The organism is Hymenobacter arcticus, from assembly GCF_054779975.1.
On record NZ_BAAGXF010000021.1, the window covers coordinates 21,054 to 38,049 of the forward strand.

Annotated in this window: 14 protein-coding genes; 7 read left to right on the plus strand and 7 right to left on the minus strand. The window is 63.0% G+C overall.

Features of this window, described 5'->3' with window-relative positions; genetic code table 11:
- Positions 1-63: 63 nt before the first annotated feature.
- The 3 genes from bshC to pheS all read right to left on the minus strand — a co-directional run bounded on the left by bshC (position 64) and on the right by pheS (position 4,390).
- Positions 64-1,686 (minus strand): bacillithiol biosynthesis cysteine-adding enzyme BshC, encoded by a 1,623-nt coding sequence (bshC, locus tag ACYVGC_RS22660; RefSeq protein WP_460586119.1) that lies wholly within the window; start codon positions 1,684-1,686, stop codon positions 64-66.
- 175 nt (positions 1,687-1,861) lie between these two features.
- Entirely contained in the window at positions 1,862-3,178 is a 1,317-nt protein-coding gene (rimO, locus tag ACYVGC_RS22665) for a MiaB/RimO family radical SAM methylthiotransferase (protein ID WP_460586120.1), read from the minus strand.
- A gap of 174 nt (positions 3,179-3,352) precedes the next feature.
- Positions 3,353-4,390 (minus strand): phenylalanine--tRNA ligase subunit alpha, encoded by a 1,038-nt coding sequence (pheS, locus tag ACYVGC_RS22670; RefSeq protein WP_460586121.1) that lies wholly within the window; start codon positions 4,388-4,390, stop codon positions 3,353-3,355.
- Positions 4,391-4,604: 214 nt separating this feature from the next.
- Here pheS and ACYVGC_RS22675 point away from each other — a divergent pair, with 214 nt between their 5' ends.
- Both ACYVGC_RS22675 and ACYVGC_RS22680 read left to right on the plus strand, forming a co-directional pair.
- A complete protein-coding gene (locus ACYVGC_RS22675) occupies positions 4,605-5,036 on the plus strand; it encodes a hypothetical protein (RefSeq protein ID WP_460586122.1) in 432 nt (143 codons plus the stop codon).
- A gap of 144 nt (positions 5,037-5,180) precedes the next feature.
- A complete protein-coding gene (locus tag ACYVGC_RS22680) occupies positions 5,181-5,495 on the plus strand; it encodes a hypothetical protein (RefSeq protein ID WP_460586123.1) in 315 nt (104 codons plus the stop codon).
- Positions 5,496-5,711: 216 nt separating this feature from the next.
- Here ACYVGC_RS22680 and ACYVGC_RS22685 read toward each other — a convergent pair whose 3' ends face one another.
- Positions 5,712-6,950: a M16 family metallopeptidase gene (locus ACYVGC_RS22685; protein WP_460586124.1), complete on the minus strand. Its 1,239-nt coding sequence runs from the start codon at positions 6,948-6,950 to the stop codon at positions 5,712-5,714.
- A gap of 99 nt (positions 6,951-7,049) precedes the next feature.
- Between ACYVGC_RS22685 and ACYVGC_RS22690 the strand changes: the two genes are divergently transcribed.
- Positions 7,050-8,708, plus strand: coding sequence for an FAD-binding dehydrogenase (locus tag ACYVGC_RS22690; protein ID WP_460586125.1), 1,659 nt, complete (start codon positions 7,050-7,052; stop codon positions 8,706-8,708).
- 99 nt (positions 8,709-8,807) lie between these two features.
- Here ACYVGC_RS22690 and ACYVGC_RS22695 read toward each other — a convergent pair whose 3' ends face one another.
- Positions 8,808-11,609, minus strand: a complete 2,802-nt coding sequence (locus ACYVGC_RS22695; RefSeq protein WP_460586126.1) for a SusC/RagA family TonB-linked outer membrane protein — start codon at positions 11,607-11,609, stop codon at positions 8,808-8,810.
- 150 nt (positions 11,610-11,759) lie between these two features.
- On the opposite strand from ACYVGC_RS22695, the gene ACYVGC_RS22700 reads away from it, so the two are divergent.
- From ACYVGC_RS22700 to ytxJ, 4 genes are all read left to right on the plus strand, one after another.
- Positions 11,760-13,757 carry an alpha-ketoacid dehydrogenase subunit alpha/beta gene (locus ACYVGC_RS22700; protein ID WP_460586153.1) on the plus strand — a complete coding sequence of 666 codons (1,998 nt, stop codon included), beginning with the start codon at positions 11,760-11,762 and terminating at the stop codon, positions 13,755-13,757.
- Positions 13,758-13,807: 50 nt separating this feature from the next.
- A complete protein-coding gene (locus ACYVGC_RS22705) occupies positions 13,808-14,560 on the plus strand; it encodes a hypothetical protein (RefSeq protein ID WP_460586127.1) in 753 nt (250 codons plus the stop codon).
- A gap of 20 nt (positions 14,561-14,580) precedes the next feature.
- Positions 14,581-14,868, plus strand: coding sequence for a hypothetical protein (locus tag ACYVGC_RS22710; protein ID WP_460586128.1), 288 nt, complete (start codon positions 14,581-14,583; stop codon positions 14,866-14,868).
- 79 nt (positions 14,869-14,947) lie between these two features.
- Positions 14,948-15,301: a thioredoxin family protein gene (gene ytxJ, locus ACYVGC_RS22715; RefSeq protein WP_460586129.1), complete on the plus strand. Its 354-nt coding sequence runs from the start codon at positions 14,948-14,950 to the stop codon at positions 15,299-15,301.
- Positions 15,302-15,379: 78 nt separating this feature from the next.
- Here ytxJ and ACYVGC_RS22720 read toward each other — a convergent pair whose 3' ends face one another.
- Together ACYVGC_RS22720 and ACYVGC_RS22725 are read right to left on the minus strand one after the other, a co-directional pair.
- Positions 15,380-16,111: a TMEM175 family protein gene (locus ACYVGC_RS22720; protein WP_460586130.1), complete on the minus strand. Its 732-nt coding sequence runs from the start codon at positions 16,109-16,111 to the stop codon at positions 15,380-15,382.
- Positions 16,112-16,228: 117 nt separating this feature from the next.
- Positions 16,229-16,870, minus strand: coding sequence for a DUF4142 domain-containing protein (locus ACYVGC_RS22725; protein WP_460586131.1), 642 nt, complete (start codon positions 16,868-16,870; stop codon positions 16,229-16,231).
- Positions 16,871-16,996 lie beyond the last annotated feature (126 nt).

Below are 16,996 nucleotides of genomic sequence, written 5' to 3' on the forward strand. Positions count from 1 at the left end.
GACACATAGAGAAAATAATTAAAGGTGATTATTATGCTAAGCTAGCTACGACTACCCGCTTTTCTACCCCTCCTGCACCACCGCAAACTCCAGTTTTAGCGGCTCGAAGCAGGCCAGCAGCTGCTCGATAAAGCCGGGGTTGTTGAGCATGATGCTCAGCACGTTATCCGTCCGCTCCTGCAAGCCACCTTCGGGGAAGAGCTTGTCTTTGAGAGCCGTGAGCTGGGCGTAGGCCGTTTCGTGCTTGGCTTCGGCGGCTTTGCTGAGGCGCTTTTCGAGGCCGGCGAGGCTGCCGGCGGCTTTCTGGGCTTCAGCGGCCACGGTTTTCACCAGCGTGGGGTCGAGGCGCTGGGCCAGGGCCTGCACCTGCTCGTAGGCGGCGGCCAGCGCCTGCTGCTGCGCCGCCAGGCTGATTTCCTCCTGGCCGATTTGCGCGCCAACTTGCTTTTTGAGCTCAGCCAGCGGCTTGAAAATGTCGGTGGCCGTGACACCCAACTTGGCGAGCTTGCCGGCGTTGGCGCGGCTCAGGTACATGGCCGAGTTGCGGGGCAGCACCAGCGGGTAGGTCACGCCGAGCGCGGCAAACACGTCTTTGAGCTGAAACCAGTATGCCACCTCGGCCCCACCGCCGATATAGGCCAAGTTGGGCATCAGGATTTCCTGGTACGCCGGGCGCAGCACCACGTTGGGGCTAAAGCGCTCGGGCTCAGCGGCGGCCAGGGCCAGCAGCTCGGCCTGCGAGTGGCAGCGGGCGGTGCCGCGCACCGTTACCTGGGTGCAGTCGGCGCCGGGGGCAGCGTCGGGCTCCAGGCGCTCGCGCTTGCCCTCGTCGGTGAGGAAAAACAGGTTGAGCGGGCGCGAGTACACCTGCGGCTTGTAGCCGGCGGCCGTGAGGCGGCCGTTGGTGGCCTGCACCGCCTGGTTGGAAAACTGCTCGCGTATCTCCTTTTCCAGCAGCGGCTTAAGAGCCTGCTTGAGCGCGGGCCGGTCGGCATCGAGGCACAGCAGGCCATACTCGCCGAAGAGGCTGGTAGCCAGCCGGCGCGTGGCCTCGCTCAGGTTTTGGCTGCTCGCGTAGGCCTCGCGGAAGGCGGCGGGCACTTCGGGCGGTAGTTGGCTTAGCAGCTCTTCGTCCAGGCCTTGCAGGCCCAGCCGGCCCACGGGCCCGCCCAGGCCGGCCGCGCCGCCGGGCCCGGCCCAGCTATACGTTTTGCCAAAGAGCGGGAAGCTGTTGATTTCGGCGAAATCGTGGTCCTCGGTGGCCAGCCAGTACACCGGCACGAAGTCGTAGGCAGAGTAGGCGGCTTTCAGCTCCCGGCTCAGCTTGATGGCCGTAACTATCTTATACACAAAGTACAGCGGCCCCGTAAACAGGTTGAGCTGGTGCCCGGTGGTGATGGTAAACGTGGTGTCGCGGGCCAGCAAGTCGAGGTTGGCAGCCACGGTGGGCGGCACCTCGCCGCCCAGCTCGGCGTACTGAGCGCGCAGGTCGGCCACAAGACGCTGGCGGGCTTCGGGCGAGTAGCTGGCTTGCTTTTCGTCGATTTGGGCCTGAAAAGCAGCGAGTTCGGGGAAGCGATGGTAGAAGGGCGCCAGGGCCGGCTTCTGGGCCAAGTAGTCGGTGAGGAGGCCCGAAAACGCGCCGGTGGCAGCGTAGGGCAGGGTAATACAGTCGGCAGCAGCCATGAGCGCGGGGAAAAGTGGGCGCGAAATTCAGGCCAAAACCCGGCGCAACCCAAAAAGTTAGGAACGGCCTTAAACTGTCATGCTGAGCTTGCAAAGCACCTTATCGCGCTCGAACGATTGTTCAGAGGTGATAAGGTGCTTCGCAAGCTCAGCATGACGGATGTTGAAAAAGGCGCTAGCGCACTACTTCGCCGTATAAATCGAAGTCCGACGCGCCCGTGATGTGCACGTTGGCGAAGCTACCCTGCGGGATATGCAAGTTGTTGGTAGCCAGCACCAATACTTCGTTGTCTACCTCAGGCGAGTCAAACTCGGTGCGGCCCACGTAGTAGCCGCCTTCGAGCCGGTCGAAGAGCACTTTGTACGTCTGACCCACGCGCGACTCGTTGTAATCCAGCGATATCTGCTGCTGAATTTCCATAATGCGGTCGGCGCGCTCCTGCTTTACTTCGGCGGGCACGTCGTCGGCGAGGGTGTGCGAGTGGGTGTTTTCTTCGTGCGAATAAGTGAAGATGCCCAGGCGCTCGAACTTCGATTCCTGCACAAACTCGCACAGCTCCTCGAAGTCGGCTTCCGTTTCGCCGGGGTGGCCGGCAATGAGCGTGGTGCGCAGGGCAATGCCCGGCACCCGGTCGCGGATTTCGCGCACCAGCTCTTTGGTGCGGCGGCCCGTGATGCCCCGGCGCATGCTTTTCAGCATGTTATCCGAAATGTGCTGCAACGGCATGTCGAGGTAGCGGCAAATGTTGTCGCGCTCGCGCATCACATCCAGCGCCGCCAGCGGAAACTGCGACGGGTAGGCGTATTGCAGGCGCAGCCACTCCACGCCGGCAACGTCAGAGAGGCGCTCCAGCAGTTCGGGCAGCTTGCGCTCGCCGTAGGCTTGCAGGCCGTAGTAGGTAAGGTCTTGGGCAATGAGAATCAACTCTTTAGTACCCATGCCCACGAGGCGCTTGGCTTCGGTCACGAGGTCTTCCATGGGCCGGTCCACGTGCTTGCCGCGCATCAGCGGGATGGCGCAAAACGAGCACGGGCGGTTGCAGCCCTCCGCAATTTTGAAGTAGGCGTAGTGCTTGGGCGTGGTGAGCAGGCGCTCGCCCACGAGCTCCTTTTTGTAGTCGGCCTCCAGCACTTTCAGCATCTGGGGCAGCTCCAGGGTACCGAAATAGGCATCGACCTGCGGAATCTCCACCTCCAGCTCGTCTTTGTAACGCTGTGACAGGCAGCCCGTTACGTACAGCTTCTCCAGCTTGCCGTTCTCCTTTTCCTCCGCGTAGCGCAGAATGGTGTCGATGCTTTCCTGCTTGGCGTTGTCGATAAAGCCGCAGGTGTTGATAATCACGATGTTGGCATCCGACTTCTTCGCCTCGTGCGTCACCTGGAAGTCGTTGGCCTTGAGCTGGCCCATGAGCACCTCGCTATCGACGAGATTCTTGGAGCAGCCCAGCGTTATAACGTTGACTTTATTCTGTTTAAGGGTTCTAACTTTCATAAATCACGGATTAGCACGGGTGTAGCGTAAGCTTTAGCTTGCGAGTGAGCGCAGCGAGCAGCTTGCGCAAGGGCCGTCCGGTCCCGCCTGCTCGCTGCGCTTGCTCGCAAGCTAAAGCTTACGCTACTTGCGCGTTAGGCAACACGGCGGGGCGGTTTAGGGTTTCTTAGCGGGTTACAGCGCCTCAAACTGGCGCAGGAAGCGCACGTCGTTTTCGGTGAACAGGCGCAGGTCCTTCACCTGGTATTTGAGCATGGTGATGCGCTCGATACCCATGCCCCAGGCGTAGCCCGAGTATTTCTCCGAGTCGATGCCGCAATTTTCGAGCACGGCGGGGTCTACCATACCACTGCCACCAATCTCGACCCAGCCGGTGCCTTTGCAAATGTTGCAGCCCGCGCCCTTGCAAATGAGGCAGGTGATGTCAATTTCGGCGCTGGGCTCGGTGAAGGGGAAGTAGCTGGGCCGGAACCGGATATTGATATCCTCGCCAAACAGCTCACGCACGAAGTAATAGATAGTCTGCTTGAGGTCGGCAAAGCTCACGTTCTCATCAATGTAGAGACCCTCTACCTGGTGAAACAGCATGTGCGCCCGCGCCGAAATAGCCTCGTTGCGGTACACCCGGCCGGGCATCACGCGGCGGATGGGCAGCGGCTCGTTTTCCATCACCCGCACCTGCACGGTGCTGGTGTGGGTGCGCAGCAGGCCGGGCTGGGTATCGCCCTCAGTGGGCGGCACGAAAAACGTGTCCTGCATATCCCGCGCCGGGTGGTTTTCGGGAAAGTTGAGAGCTGTGAAGTTGTGCCAGTCGTCTTCAATCTCGGGGCCCTCGGCCACGGCAAAGCCAATGCGGCTGAAAATGCGCAGCATTTGTTCGCGCACCAGGTTCAGGGGGTGGCGGGTGCCCAGCGTGTGGGGCACGGCGGGCAGCGTGTAGTCGAAGCCCGCGTCGGCGGGCTGGTTGGCGGCGGCAGCTTCCACGGCAACCTGGGCCTCGTCGAAACGGGCCTGGGCCTGCTGCTTGAGGCCGTTGAGCTGCTGGCCAATGGCGCGGCGGTCGTCGGCGGGCACCGTTTTGAGCTGGTCAAAAAGGTCGGCCAGGCGGCCCTTGCGGCCCAGGTAGAGAAGGCGAAACTGGTCGAGGGCGGCGGCGGTGCTGACGTCGGCGGCGGCCACCTCAGCGGCCAGGCCCGAAATAGATTCCTGCATGATACCTGCAAAGGTACGGCCGGCAGCAAGGCGGTATAAACCGCCGGCCCGCGCCAACTGCCAATAAAAATTATTTACTTGATAATGAGCAATTTGGCTACCTGGCAAAAATAAGTAAAGCGTTTTAGCCAGGCTGCTTTTCAAAAGCTGGCACCGGCTTTGCAAAAGCCTTATCAGCTTTCAACCCCCTTCCCATCCTTTTCCTCTCTGTATCATGGCACGCCGTTTCCTCCTTCCGCTGTTGGGTCTTGCTCTCTTCGCCACCGAGGCGGCTACTGCCCAAACCGCTCCCGCCACAAAGCCGGCCGCCAGCGCGTACGCACGCCCCGTGGCCCGCACCGGCCGCACCCTCACCGCCCGGGAGAAGCGCGCTGCCGAAGCCGCCGCCAAGGCCGAAGCTGCCCAAGCCGCCGTAGCCGCCGCCCAGGTGCCCGCCACCGCCAGCAGCACTAGCTGGAACGGCTGGGGTGATGAAACCGTGTCGTCGGCTCAGGAGGTAGGCAATGGCCAGCACCGCCCCACCGCCAACCTGTCGGTAGCCCCCGGCATGCCCATCAACCAAGTGGGCCACGGCGTAACGACCGACTACAACGGCCGGCCCCTGCGCCGCGAGGTGGCCAGCACCACCATTTCTACGGGGCGCTAGTCGCCCGCTTTTCTCCCTTTTTTCTGCCTGCCTCTCTGCGGCCACGGAAGCTAGCCTTTCGTGGCCGCTTTGCGTAGTATGACCTGCCCGGCAGCTGGCTTAGCCCGCTGCGGCACGGTTGTTCACCTTCTTCATCAGGCCTTTATGCTTTCCATTCGCAGTCTTTGCCTACCCCTGCTGGGGGCAGCAGTATTGACCCTATCGGCGCACGCCCAAACTTCGCCCAAGGCCAACCCGGCCCGCAAGCCAACCACCCGCATGGTGCCCAACACCACGCCCGCCGCCCGCGCCGCCGACCCGCTGCGCGGCACCAACGACAATGGCAAAGGCAACAACGTGTACGCCGCGCCCGGCCAACCGGTGAATGTGGAGGACAATGGCAAAAACACGCCATCCTACGACGGCCCTGCGCCTAAAGGCGCGGCCCGCACCAAGACCACGCTCGGCACCGTGAAATAGCCAATCCATAGTGACCAAAAAGGCCCGTCGCAATCTCTTGCAACGGGCCTTTTTTAGTAGTGTAAGATTCACGCAGAAGGTATTTGTCATTGCGAGTGCAACGAAGCAATCGCACCAGCACGAACTGTTCGGGTGTCATTCGAATGCGATTGCTTCGTTGCACTCGCAATGACAAATACCTTCTGCGTGAATCATAAATAGCTAATAATCAAGTTATTACTCGGCCGCTTGATAATAAAGCGTGCTGCAATTCTCGGGGCGCAGCACCAGCTCGGCGGCGGCGCGCAGGTCGGCGGGCGTCACGGCTTGCAGCTGGGCGGGCTCCTCGTTTACGAGGTTGGCGTTGCCGAGCAGCTTGCCGATGGCCAGGGCCAGGGCGCGGTTCAGCAGCTCGATTTCGCCGAAGACCAAGCCCGCTTCGGCCTGGTTTTTTACTTTTTGCAGCTCGTCGGCGGGCACTTCGTCGCGCAGCAGCTCGGCCACCACGGCCTCCACGGCGCGGTCGGCCTCTTCGAGGGCCACGCCGGCGTTGAGCTTGCCGCTCACCACGAACAGGCCGGGGTCGAGGGCCCCCGTCACGGAGGAGGAGATATTGTTAAAGAGCTGAAGCTCTTTAACTAAGCGCTGATGCAGGCGCGAGCTTTTGCCGCGGCCCAGCAAGTCGCCCAGCAGGTCGATGGCGTGGTAGCGCGGGTCGAGGCGGGCGGGCATGTGGTAGGCTTTGTAGAGGGCCGAAAGCGGCACGGCGGCCGTTACTTCGGCACGGCGGGCTTCAGTTTGGGCGGGCTCCTGGGGCAGCTGGCGCGGCTGGCGCTCGCCGCCCGCAATGGGCCCGAACCACTTCTCAGCCAGGCGCTTAACTTCATCAAACGCCACGGCACCAGCCACTACCAGAATGGCGTTTTGGGGCGCGTAGTGCTGGCGAAAAAAGGCGCGCACGTCGGCCATCTCAGCCTCCTCGATGTGGCTGATTTCCTTGCCGATGGTGTTCCACTGGTACGGGTGGTTTTGGTAGGCTAAGGGCTTGAGCTTCAGCCACACGTCGCCGTAGGGCTGGTTGAGGTAGTTCTGCTTGAACTCCTCCACTACTACTTTGCGCTGCACATCGAGGCCGTTCTCCGAAAAAGCCAAATCCAGCATGCGGTCGCTTTCGAGCCAGAAGCCGGTTTCGATGTTGGCGGCCGGCAGCGAGAGGTAGTAGTTGGTGATGTCCTGCGAGGTGAAGGCGTTGTTTTCGCCGCCCACTTTTTGCAGCGGCTCGTCATAGTTCGGGATATTAACCGAACCACTAAACATCAGGTGCTCAAATAGATGTGCAAAACCCGTGCGGTCGGGGCTTTCATCGCGCGAGCCCACGTCGTACAAGATATTGAGCACGGCCAGCGGCGTGGTAAAGTCTTCGTGCACCAGGCAGCGCAGGCCGTTGGGTAGGGTAAATTCCTGAAAGTGAATCATCTCGGATTGAAAAAACAACTATACAATAAGACAAACTTAACAGCCCCAGTGCCAAAAAAGTGTACGCAAAACTAGTCGGCACGCCGACTATCTTTCGGCATGAAAACCCCACTTTCCGCCGATGTTCTCGTTATCGGGGCCGGCCTGGCCGGCCTGGTAGCCGCCGCCGAAGCCACCGCCGCCGGCAAAAAAGTATTGGTGCTCGACCAAGAACCCGAGCAGAACCTGGGCGGGCAGGCCTTCTGGTCGTTTGGGGGGCTGTTTCTGGTGAACTCGCCCGAGCAGCGGCGGCTGGGCGTTCGCGACAGCTACGACCTAGCCTGGGCCGACTGGCAAGCCACGGCGGGCTTCGACCGGCCCGAGGACGCCTGGCCGCGCCGCTGGGCCGAGGCCTACGTGCAGTGGGCGGCCGGCGAGAAGCGCAGCTGGCTGCGGGCGCGGGGCGTGCGGTTTTTTCCGGTGGTGGGCTGGGCCGAGCGCGGGGGCGCGGGGGCCAGCGGGCCCGGCAACTCGGTGCCGCGCTTCCACGTGACCTGGGGCACCGGGCCGGGCGTGGTGGCGCCCTTCATTGCGCAAGCCCGCGCCGCCGAGGCCAGCGGCCTGCTCACGTTCGGGTTTCGGCACCGGGTTAATGAGCTGATACTCACCAATGGGGCCGTAACGGGCGTGCGCGGCGAGGTGCTGGAGCCCAGCGCCGTGGGCCGGGGCCAGTCGAGTAGCCGCACCGTGGTGAGCGAGTTTGAGCTGTGCGCCGGGGCCGTTATCGTCACGGCCGGCGGCATCGGGGGCAACCACGAGCTGGTGCGCCGCAACTGGCCCGCCCGCCTGGGCACGGCCCCCAAAAACCTGATTTCGGGCGTGCCCGCGCACGTCGATGGCCGCATGCTGGGCATTACGGAAGCGGCTGGCGGGCAGCTCATTAACTCCGACCGCATGTGGCACTACACGGAGGGCATTCAGAACTGGGACCCCATTTGGCCGATGCACGGCATCCGCATTTTGCCGGGGCCGTCGTCGCTGTGGTTCGATGCCGTGGGGCGGCGGCTGCCGGGGCCGCTCTACCCCGGCTTCGACACGCTGGGCACGCTGGCCCACATCCAAAAAACGGGCTACGATTACACCTGGTTTATCCTCACGCAGAAGATTATCGAAAAGGAATTTGCCCTCTCGGGCTCGGAGCAAAACCCCGACCTCACCGGCAAAAGCGTGTGGCAAACCCTGGGCCGGGTGCGCGGCGGCGGCACCCCGCCGCTGCGGGCTTTCATGGAAAAAGGGGCCGACTTCGTAGTCAAGCACAACCTGCCCGACCTGGTGGCCGGCATGAACGCCCTCACCCCCGAGCCGCTGCTCGACCTGACCACCATCCAGGCCGAAATTGAAAACCGCGACCGCCAGCTCACCAACCCCTTTGGCAAAGACGAGCAACTGACGGCCGTGCGCGGCGCCCGCAAGTACTTGGGCGACAAGCTTATTCGCACGGCCAAGCCCCACCGGCTGCTCGACCCCGCCAATGGCCCGCTCATTGCGGTGCGCCTGCACCTCATCACCCGCAAAACGCTGGGTGGCCTGCTAACCGACCTGCAAGGCCGGGTGCTGGATGCGGCCGGCCAGCCCATTACCGGCCTGTTTGCGGCGGGCGAGGTGGCGGGCTTCGGCGGCGGCGGCATGCACGGCTACCGGGCGCTGGAAGGCACGTTTTTGGGCGGCTGCATCTTCTCGGGCCGGGCGGCGGGACGCGCGGCGGCGGGGGCTAGCTAGCGTAGGGCTGGGTAGGCGGTGACCCGGACGAACACAAAAGCAGACAGGCCGGGACTCCCGCCCCAGCCTGCGCTTTATGCTTAGTTTGGTTTGCAACTTTTAAATAGAAGCCCGCACACCCAGCAGCCAGGTGCGGGGCACGGGCACCGCCCCATAGTCGCGGCCAGCCAGCAAGGGGGTGGGGCCCCCGCTGCTCACGTTGGGGTCGTAGCCGCGGTAGCCAGTTAGCACCAGCAGGTTCTGGCCGCCAATCCACAGGCTAAGGTCTTGGGTGGCCGTTTGGCGCAGGCGGTAGGTGAGGGTGAGCGAGGACAGCCGCACATGGTTGCCGTTTTCCAGTAGGCGGTCTGTTAGGGGAGTGCCGTAGGTAGAGTTAAAATTGCCCGAATAGCCCGCCCCCGGAATGGCCGTGTTTTGGTGCGTGGGCGTCCACCGGTCGCGCACGGTGGTGGCGTTGTTGGTGTAGCCAGTTGGTGTGTCCAGCAAGTCGCGTTGGTAGTTCAGCACCTGGTAGCCAAACATGCCGTCTACTTGCGCGTCGAGGCCCAGGCGGCCCAGGCGCAGCTGTTGGCTCATGCTCGCGAGCTGGGCCGGAATACCGCTGCCGATTATCGCTTGGGTTAAAAGAGTCTGGCCGCCACTGCTTTGCGTACGAAACCGCAACGTACCGTTGGCGTTCAGGCCGTCCTGCTGGAAGCCGTAGAAAGCGCCAGTGGGCTGGTTGTCGTACACCGGCCCGAGCGACTGGGGCGTACTGTTCGCATTAATTGGGCTGTTCTCTTGCAGGCGGTTGTGGTTGTAGCTGGCTGCCAGCGAAGTAGCGCCTTGCAGGCGGCCCCACTGCCACCTAGCAGTCAACGTTAATTCCAGGCCCCGGTTGCGGATAGTAGCCTCGTCAAACCCAGTAATGGGAACCCCGTTATTAACAAAATCTGGAACAGCTAGAGCGTTGCTAATCAGCGCGTGATAGCTGGTGCGCTGGTAGGCCACGAGCTGACCCGTGAGGTGGCCGCCGCGTTGGCCCAAGTGCATACCTGCTTCAACCTGGTCGGTGTGGAGGGGCGATTGGTAGCGGTAGTCCGGGTAAGCGCCTCCCCCAATGAGTGGGGTGGGCCCGAAAGGCCCGTAGCCCAGCAGCGGCACGCCGGTGCGGGCCGCACCCAGCCACAGGCGCAGGTCGGCGCGGCCAGGGCGAGCCTGCCAGCTAAGTTGGGCATTAGGGTAATACTGGGTGCCACTATCGCCGCGGTAATGGCCATAGCTTAGGCCAGCCTGCACCGTCAGGGTGCTGTCGAAGGTGTAATGCAGGCTAGCCCAGGGCCGGTGCAGGCGCGTTTCGCCGGGCCCCAACTGGTAAAAGCCACTGCTATAACTGGTCCCGGTACCGGGCGCAGGTTTATTGCTGAAGTAGTAATCGGTGCGCGATACCAAGTCGGCGGCCTGGTATTGGTAATTCACCTCGGCCCCTACTTCGTGCCGGGCTCCCAGCTGCCGCTGGTAGCGCACGGCCAGCTGGGCCGCCCACTGGCTGGTGTGGTAAATTTGGGTAGCATAGGTTTGGCTACTGGCCGGGGCCTGATACGTGTAGAAGGGTGGCGCACTGCTTTCGGCGTCGAGCAGGGTACGCTGGAAATTGGCGGCGGCCTGCACCGTGAGGTGTGGTAGTGGCTCGTAATCGGCGGCTAGCTGCGTGAGCAGACGGCGGGTGCGCGGGCTACGGTACGTGTAGTCGTTGATGGCCAGCGGGTTGGTGAAATTATTGCGGCTGTCGTACTGCCCCGTAAAAGAGCCGTAGCCGCTGTAGTTGCCTTGGTCGGTGCGCACCGGCTGGGTGGGCGGGGCCAGCAGGGCGGCGAGGGTGCTGCCGCGGTCTCCCTGCGTGTAGGGCAGGCGCTGGTCGGTCTGGCCCAGGGCTGCAGTGCCGTGTAGGCGCAGGTGGGTTCCTACGCGCTGGTCGAGGGCCAGGCGCAGGCCGAAGCGCGTCAGGTCGGAGCCCCGCAGCACGCCGCGCTGCTGGCGGTAGTCGGCGCTGAGCAAGTACGTGGTGTTGGCATGGCTACCATCCAGGCTTACCTGGTGCTGTTGCAAGCCTGCCACCCGGTAGGTTTCGGCTTGCCAATCGGTGCCCGCGCCCAGGTTGGTGTTGGGGTAGGGCGCTGGCGAGTTGTCGTTGCGCATGGCTTCGTTGACCAGCGCGGCGTACTCGCCGGCCGGCAGCAAGTCGTAGCGCTGGCGCACCTGCTGCACCCCGGCGTAGGCGGCGTAACGCACGCGCAACGGCCGGCCTTCCTGGCCCCGGCGGGTGCGGATGCTAACGACTCCATTCGCGCCCAGCGGCCCGTAGCGGGCCACGGCGGCGGGGCCCGCCAGTATTTCCACGCTCTCGATGCTTTCGGGTGGCAGCAGCTGCAGCGGGTTGGCCCCCGCTTCGGCGTGCTGCTCCGCGATGGTGCTCGGCGAAGGACTACTGCTACTCGGCGGCAAAAAGGGCGGCAGGGGCGCCGTCATGCCGGGGGCCTGGCCCACCGTCAGCTCGTCGTTGAGGGCGGGCAGGCCGTCGATGACATACAGCGGCTGGGCCTGCCCTAGCGCTACGCTCGCCCCCCGAATGCGCACCACGCTGCCGCTGCCGGGGCTGCCGTCGTAAGGCGTTACCTGCACGCCGGCCACCATGCGCAGCTGGTCCTGAATAGTTAGAAAAGGACGAATGGGCTGCTCCGGCCCCTGCAAGCGAAACGTACCGCCCGGCGTGGGCACCTCGGCCAGCGAGTCAGGCAGCGTGCCGCGAAACGCCCCCCGCACCGTATCGGCGGGGCTGGCAGTAGCTAAAGCCGCCCCAGTTTGGGCCGTGGCGGGCAAGGTAATGAGCAGTATAAAAGGCAGAAAGTAGGAGTAGGTCATGCAATGAAAAGCCGGTGAAGCGGCAAAGCTACGTGTGAGCTAACTGCCGAGGTATAGCAGTAGCCTTATTTTAGTGTACGCCGAGAAGCCAGCCCGCCCGTATGAGCGCCGCCGCTACCTTTGCCGCCCCCAACCCGCCCCGCCATCCTCATGATATTCGACCGCAAAGACTACCCCAACGACCTGCTGCTGCGCCTGTACCGCGAGCTGCTGAAGCCGCGGATGATTGAGGAAAAAATGCTCATTCTGCTGCGCCAGGGCAAGGTAACCAAGTGGTTTTCAGGCATCGGGCAGGAAGCCATTTCGGTGGGTAGCACGCTGGCGCTCAACCCCGACGAGTACATTTTGCCGCTACACCGCAACCTGGGCGTGTTTACGGGGCGCGGGGTGCCGCTGGGGCGGCTGTTTGCGCAGTGGCAGGGCAAGGCCACCGGCTACACCAAGGGCCGCGACCGCAGCTTCCACTTCGGCACCAACGAGCACCACATTGTGGGCATGATTTCGCACCTCGGCCCCCAGCTGGCCGTGGCCGACGGCATTGCGCTGGCCGACCTGCTCGACCAGCAGCCCCGCGTGACGCTCACTTACTCGGGCGATGGCGGGGCCAGCGAGGGCGATTTTCACGAGGCGCTCAACGTGGCGGCGGTGTGGCAGCTGCCGGTTATTTTCCTCATCGAAAACAACGGCTACGGCCTCAGCACGCCCAGCAACGAGCAGTTCCGCTTTAAGTCGTTCGTGGATAAAGGGCCCGCCTATGGCATGGAGGCCGTGCAGGTCGATGGCAACAACGTGCTGGAGGTGTATGATAAAATAGCCACCCTGGCCGCCGACCTGCGCCAAAACCCGCGCCCCGTGCTGGTGGAGGCCCTCACCTTCCGCATGCGCGGCCACGAGGAAGCCAGCGGCACCAAGTACGTGCCCGCCGAGCTCATGCAGGAGTGGGCCACCAAAGACCCGGTCGAGAACTACGAAAAGTGGCTGCTGGCCGAGGGCATCCTCAGCGAAACGGGCCGCGCCCAACTGCTTGAAACCATCAAGCAGGAGATTGAGCAAGGCTGGCAGGAAGCCGAAGCGGCCCCCGTGCCCGTAGCCAACGCGGCCACCGAGCTGGCCGATATGTATGCGCCTTCGGCAGTGAACAATGAGCAGTTAGCAGTGAGCAATGATTCATTAACTAATGATAATCAACCCGAGAAGCGATTCATCGACGCCATTTCGCAGGGCTTGCGCCAGAGCATGGAGCGCTACCCCGAACTGGTGCTCATGGGCCAGGACATTGCCGAGTATGGCGGCGTGTTTAAGATAACGGAGGGCTTCGTGGCCGAGTTTGGCAAGGGGCGCGTGCGCAACACACCGCTCTGCGAGTCGGCCATTGTGGGGGCTGGGCTGGGCCTGAGCATTCGGGGCAAGAAGAGCATGGTGGAGATGCAGTTTGCCGACTTCGTCACCTGCGGCTTCAATCAGATTGTCAATAACTTAGCTAAGAGCCACTACCGCTGGGGCCAGAACGCCGACGTGGTGGTGCGCATGCCCACTGGCGCGGGCACCGCCGCCGGGCCCTTCCACTCGCAAAGCACCGAGGCGTGGTTTACCCACGTGCCGGGCCTGAAAGTGGTGTACCCCAGCAACCCGCACGACGCCAAGGGCCTGCTCTGCGCCGCCTTTGAAGACCCCAACCCGGTGCTGTACTTTGAGCACAAGCTGCTGTACCGCTCGCTAAGCGGGCCAGTGCCGGAGGCGTACTACACCACGCCCATCGGGCAGGCGGCGTTGGCGCAGGAAGGCAACGACCTGAGCATCATTACCTACGGCTTGGGCGTACACTGGGCGCTGGCCGCTTGCAAAGAGCTGGACGTGAAGGCCGACATCCTCGACCTGCGCACGCTGCTGCCCTGGGACACCGAGGCTGTGGGCCGCTCGGTGCGCAAAACAGGCCGCGTGCTTGTCCTGCACGAAGACACGCTGGCTGGCGGTCTGGGCGGCGAAATCGCGGCCTGGATTGCCGAGCACTGCTTTGCCAGCCTCGACGCACCAGTGCGCCGCGTGGCCGCCCTCGATACGGCCGTGCCGTTTGCGCCGCAGCTGGAGGCCGACTTTTTGCCCCAGCAGCGGCTGCGCGAGCAACTGCGGGCCCTGCGCGACTACTAGCCGCGGCGCATGGCCCGTATCTTGCTTGTGCCTGGCCCAATCTCCTTGCTGTGAAGTCTATATTTAGAAAGCTACCCGTTTGCGTTGTCCTGCTGCTGCCCCTGTGGCTGCTGAGCGGCTGCGCAGTGTACGACTCCGTGTTTCATCCCCACCGGCTGGGCACGCCCAAAATGGACGCCACCGCCAAGGCCAAAGCCCGGGCGGCCGAAAAAGCGCGCCACAAAGGCACTTCGCTGAAGGCAGCCGACGCCACCGACACTAATGCCACCAGCACCGACGGCGGCGGGGAGCCCGGCGCGCCCAGCGGCGGCGCGGGGGCCAGTGACAAGAAGAAAACCATGTCGTACAGCGAGTTGCCCGAGGGGACCAAGCTGAAATACGACAAGCAGGGCTTGGTAAAAAAGGGTAAGCTTGACCGGATGGCCATCAACGGCCGCAAGCTGCACCACTACGACACCCGCCCCCTCACCCCGCGCGAAGCCAGCGCCGAAAACCGCAAGCTGCGCAAAAAAGGCCACACCGACCACGGCAAAGACGCGCCCCGCCGCGATAAGAAAGAAAAGGACCAGCCCCTAAACCCCGCCCTCGATACCGGCCCCGACCCCGGCCCACCCGCCGCCGAGCCCACAGCCCCTGCCGAGCCCAAAATTAAAAGCCCTAAAGCCAAGAGCACCAAAGAAATAGCTCCCAAGCCCGACCTCACCGAGCCGGAACCCGAGCCGGCCCCCCAGCCCAAAAAGAAGAAGGATAAAAAAGCGCTTGTACTCAAGCCCGACCCCACGCAGCCCGCGCCCGGCGAGTAGCTGCTTTTCGCATCGTACTCATGCTTACCTACTTACTTGCGGGCTTACTACTAGCTAAGGTGCCCGCCCAGATAGCGCCCACCACCCAGGCCAAGCAGCGCGCCGCCGAGCGCCAGGCCCAGCGCGACGCCCGCCGCGTAGAAGCGCCCTACAAAGACAGCCACCTCGACCCCGCCAGCCTGGGCAGCGCCGCCACCCGCCCCCGCCCCACCCACGAGCCGCGCTTTGGCCGCGATGGTGCCCCGCGCGTCACCCGCAAGGGGCGGCCGGGCCTGCTGCGCCGCGCGGCCCGCGAACCCAAGCCTTAGCTCTGCGGTTAAAGGGCCTGGCAGCCCGGCCAGTGGCCGGGCTGCCTTTCTCCCCTGTCTTCAATTTTCCCCCTTTTTTATGGCTACCCCCTGGCTTCCCCTTACCGAATCTGAGCAGCTGCACGCACTGGTGCAAGAGTCGCACGAGCACCCGGTTATCATCTTCAAGCACAGCACTACCTGCTCCATCAGCGCGGCGGCCAAGTCGAAGATTGAGCGCCAGTGGCCCGATAACTCGCTGCCCGCCGACACGGCCATCTACTACCTCGACTTGCTGCGCTTCCGCCCCATCTCGGGCCAGATTGCCAGCGAGCTGGGCGTGGAGCACCAGTCGCCGCAGCTCCTGCTTTTGCAAGATGGCCAGGTGCGCTACCACGCCTCGCACATGAGCATCCGCCTCAGCGAAGCCGGCGCCGCCGTAGCGGCTAAGTAATTATCAACCAATAGGTTAACAAAAGCCTCCACGTTGTGCAACGTGGAGGCTTTTGCGTATAGCAAGCTGACGTACACGCTAGGCAGCCACTACCGGCTCCGCTCCCTCCGCTACCTCACCAATAGACTGCAAACCAGCTAAATGCGCGCGGTGCAGGCGCGCGTGCCGTCGCCGGTGCAGCCACGAAAACGGCAGCGTGAGCAGCGACGTGAACGGAATAAGCAGCGACAGTGGGCTGCCACTGGGCAGCAGCACCACCACCAGTATAGCCAGCCCGAAGCCCACCACCGCCACCAGCGGCCGCCAGGTATCGAGGTCAGGGTGGGTGCGGTCTTCGGGCAGGATGAGGGCGTGGGCCGGGGCCAGCAGGTAACGCAGCAGCAGCACCTGCGCCAGGCCCGCCAGCATAATGGTGATGGCGTAGATTATAAACGCCGCCCGCACAATGCCGAAGGAGCTGAATAGGCCCGACGAAAACGGCATGAGCACGATAAACAGCAAAAACAACATATTGAGCCACAGTAGCTTGGTGTCGTAGTTGCGCACAAACCGGAAAATGCGGTGGTGGGCCGTCCAGTACTGGGCAATGATGGCGAAGCCAATGAGGAAGCCCATAAACTTGGGGGCCAGCTCGCCCAGGCCCCGCCAGATGTCGGCATCGGTGGGCAGGCGGTGCAGCTCGGGAAACCGAATTTCGATGGCCAGCAGCGTGATGGCGATGGCAAACACGGCGTCGGTAAACAGGATGAGCCGCTCCAGCTGAAACTCGGTGCGGTCGTGGTGGTCGAGAGCGGTATCGGGCTGGCTCATAGCGTAGTACTGATGGACAACTAAAAGTAGCGCCCGCCCACAAAAAAGCCGCTCCGGACTTTCCGAAGCGGCTTTTTGCGGGCCCGAACCGTAGCGCCAGGGCGCTGGGCCGGTTACTTACATCTTCATTTTGGCATCCTTGTCGGCCATCGAAAGGTGGCTTTCTACCACGGGCAAGATATTGGTGATAAACTTCTGCAAATCAGCATTTTTGGTCATCTGCTGATGGGCGGCCATGGTATTGGCCGTTTTCTGGTGGTCGGCCACCATCTGAGTGTTGTATTTGTCTTCGAAGGCCTTACCACTCAGCTTGTCCATCATCGGGGCCATGGCTTTGTGGTCGGCGTCCATGTCGGTGGGCAGCGTTACGCCGGCTTTGGCCGCAATGGGCTTGAGGTCGGCCGTGCTCTTAGTGTGGTCGGCTATCATCTTCTCAGCGAAGGCTTTAGTCATACCCGTCACGCCCTTGGCCAGGGCCATTTTGCTGAACTGAATCTCGTTCTGGTCAGAATGCGCGGCCGACATCATAAATTCTTTATCGTCGGCGTGGGGGGCCGTGGGGCCTTTGGGGTCGGCCTTGCCCGCCATGGGTGCCATGGCCGAGGCCGAGCTATCGGCGGCCGGCGCGCCCGTCATGGCAGCGGTAGAGTCGGCGGCTGCCCCGGTAGCGGCAGTGGTACTAGTAGTATCGGTGCCGGAGCCGCACGAGCTTAAGGCGAGCAGGCAGGCCCCCAACAGGGGCAAAGTGGAGCGGAACATAGGACTTGGGAAAAGGAATGAGAGGTAATTTAGCTGATTACGAACATTTTAGCTAACTAGTTACCCTCTTTTTATAAGACCTTGACTACCAACTAAGGCAGAACGGTGGCTGTTGAGGTACCCGCC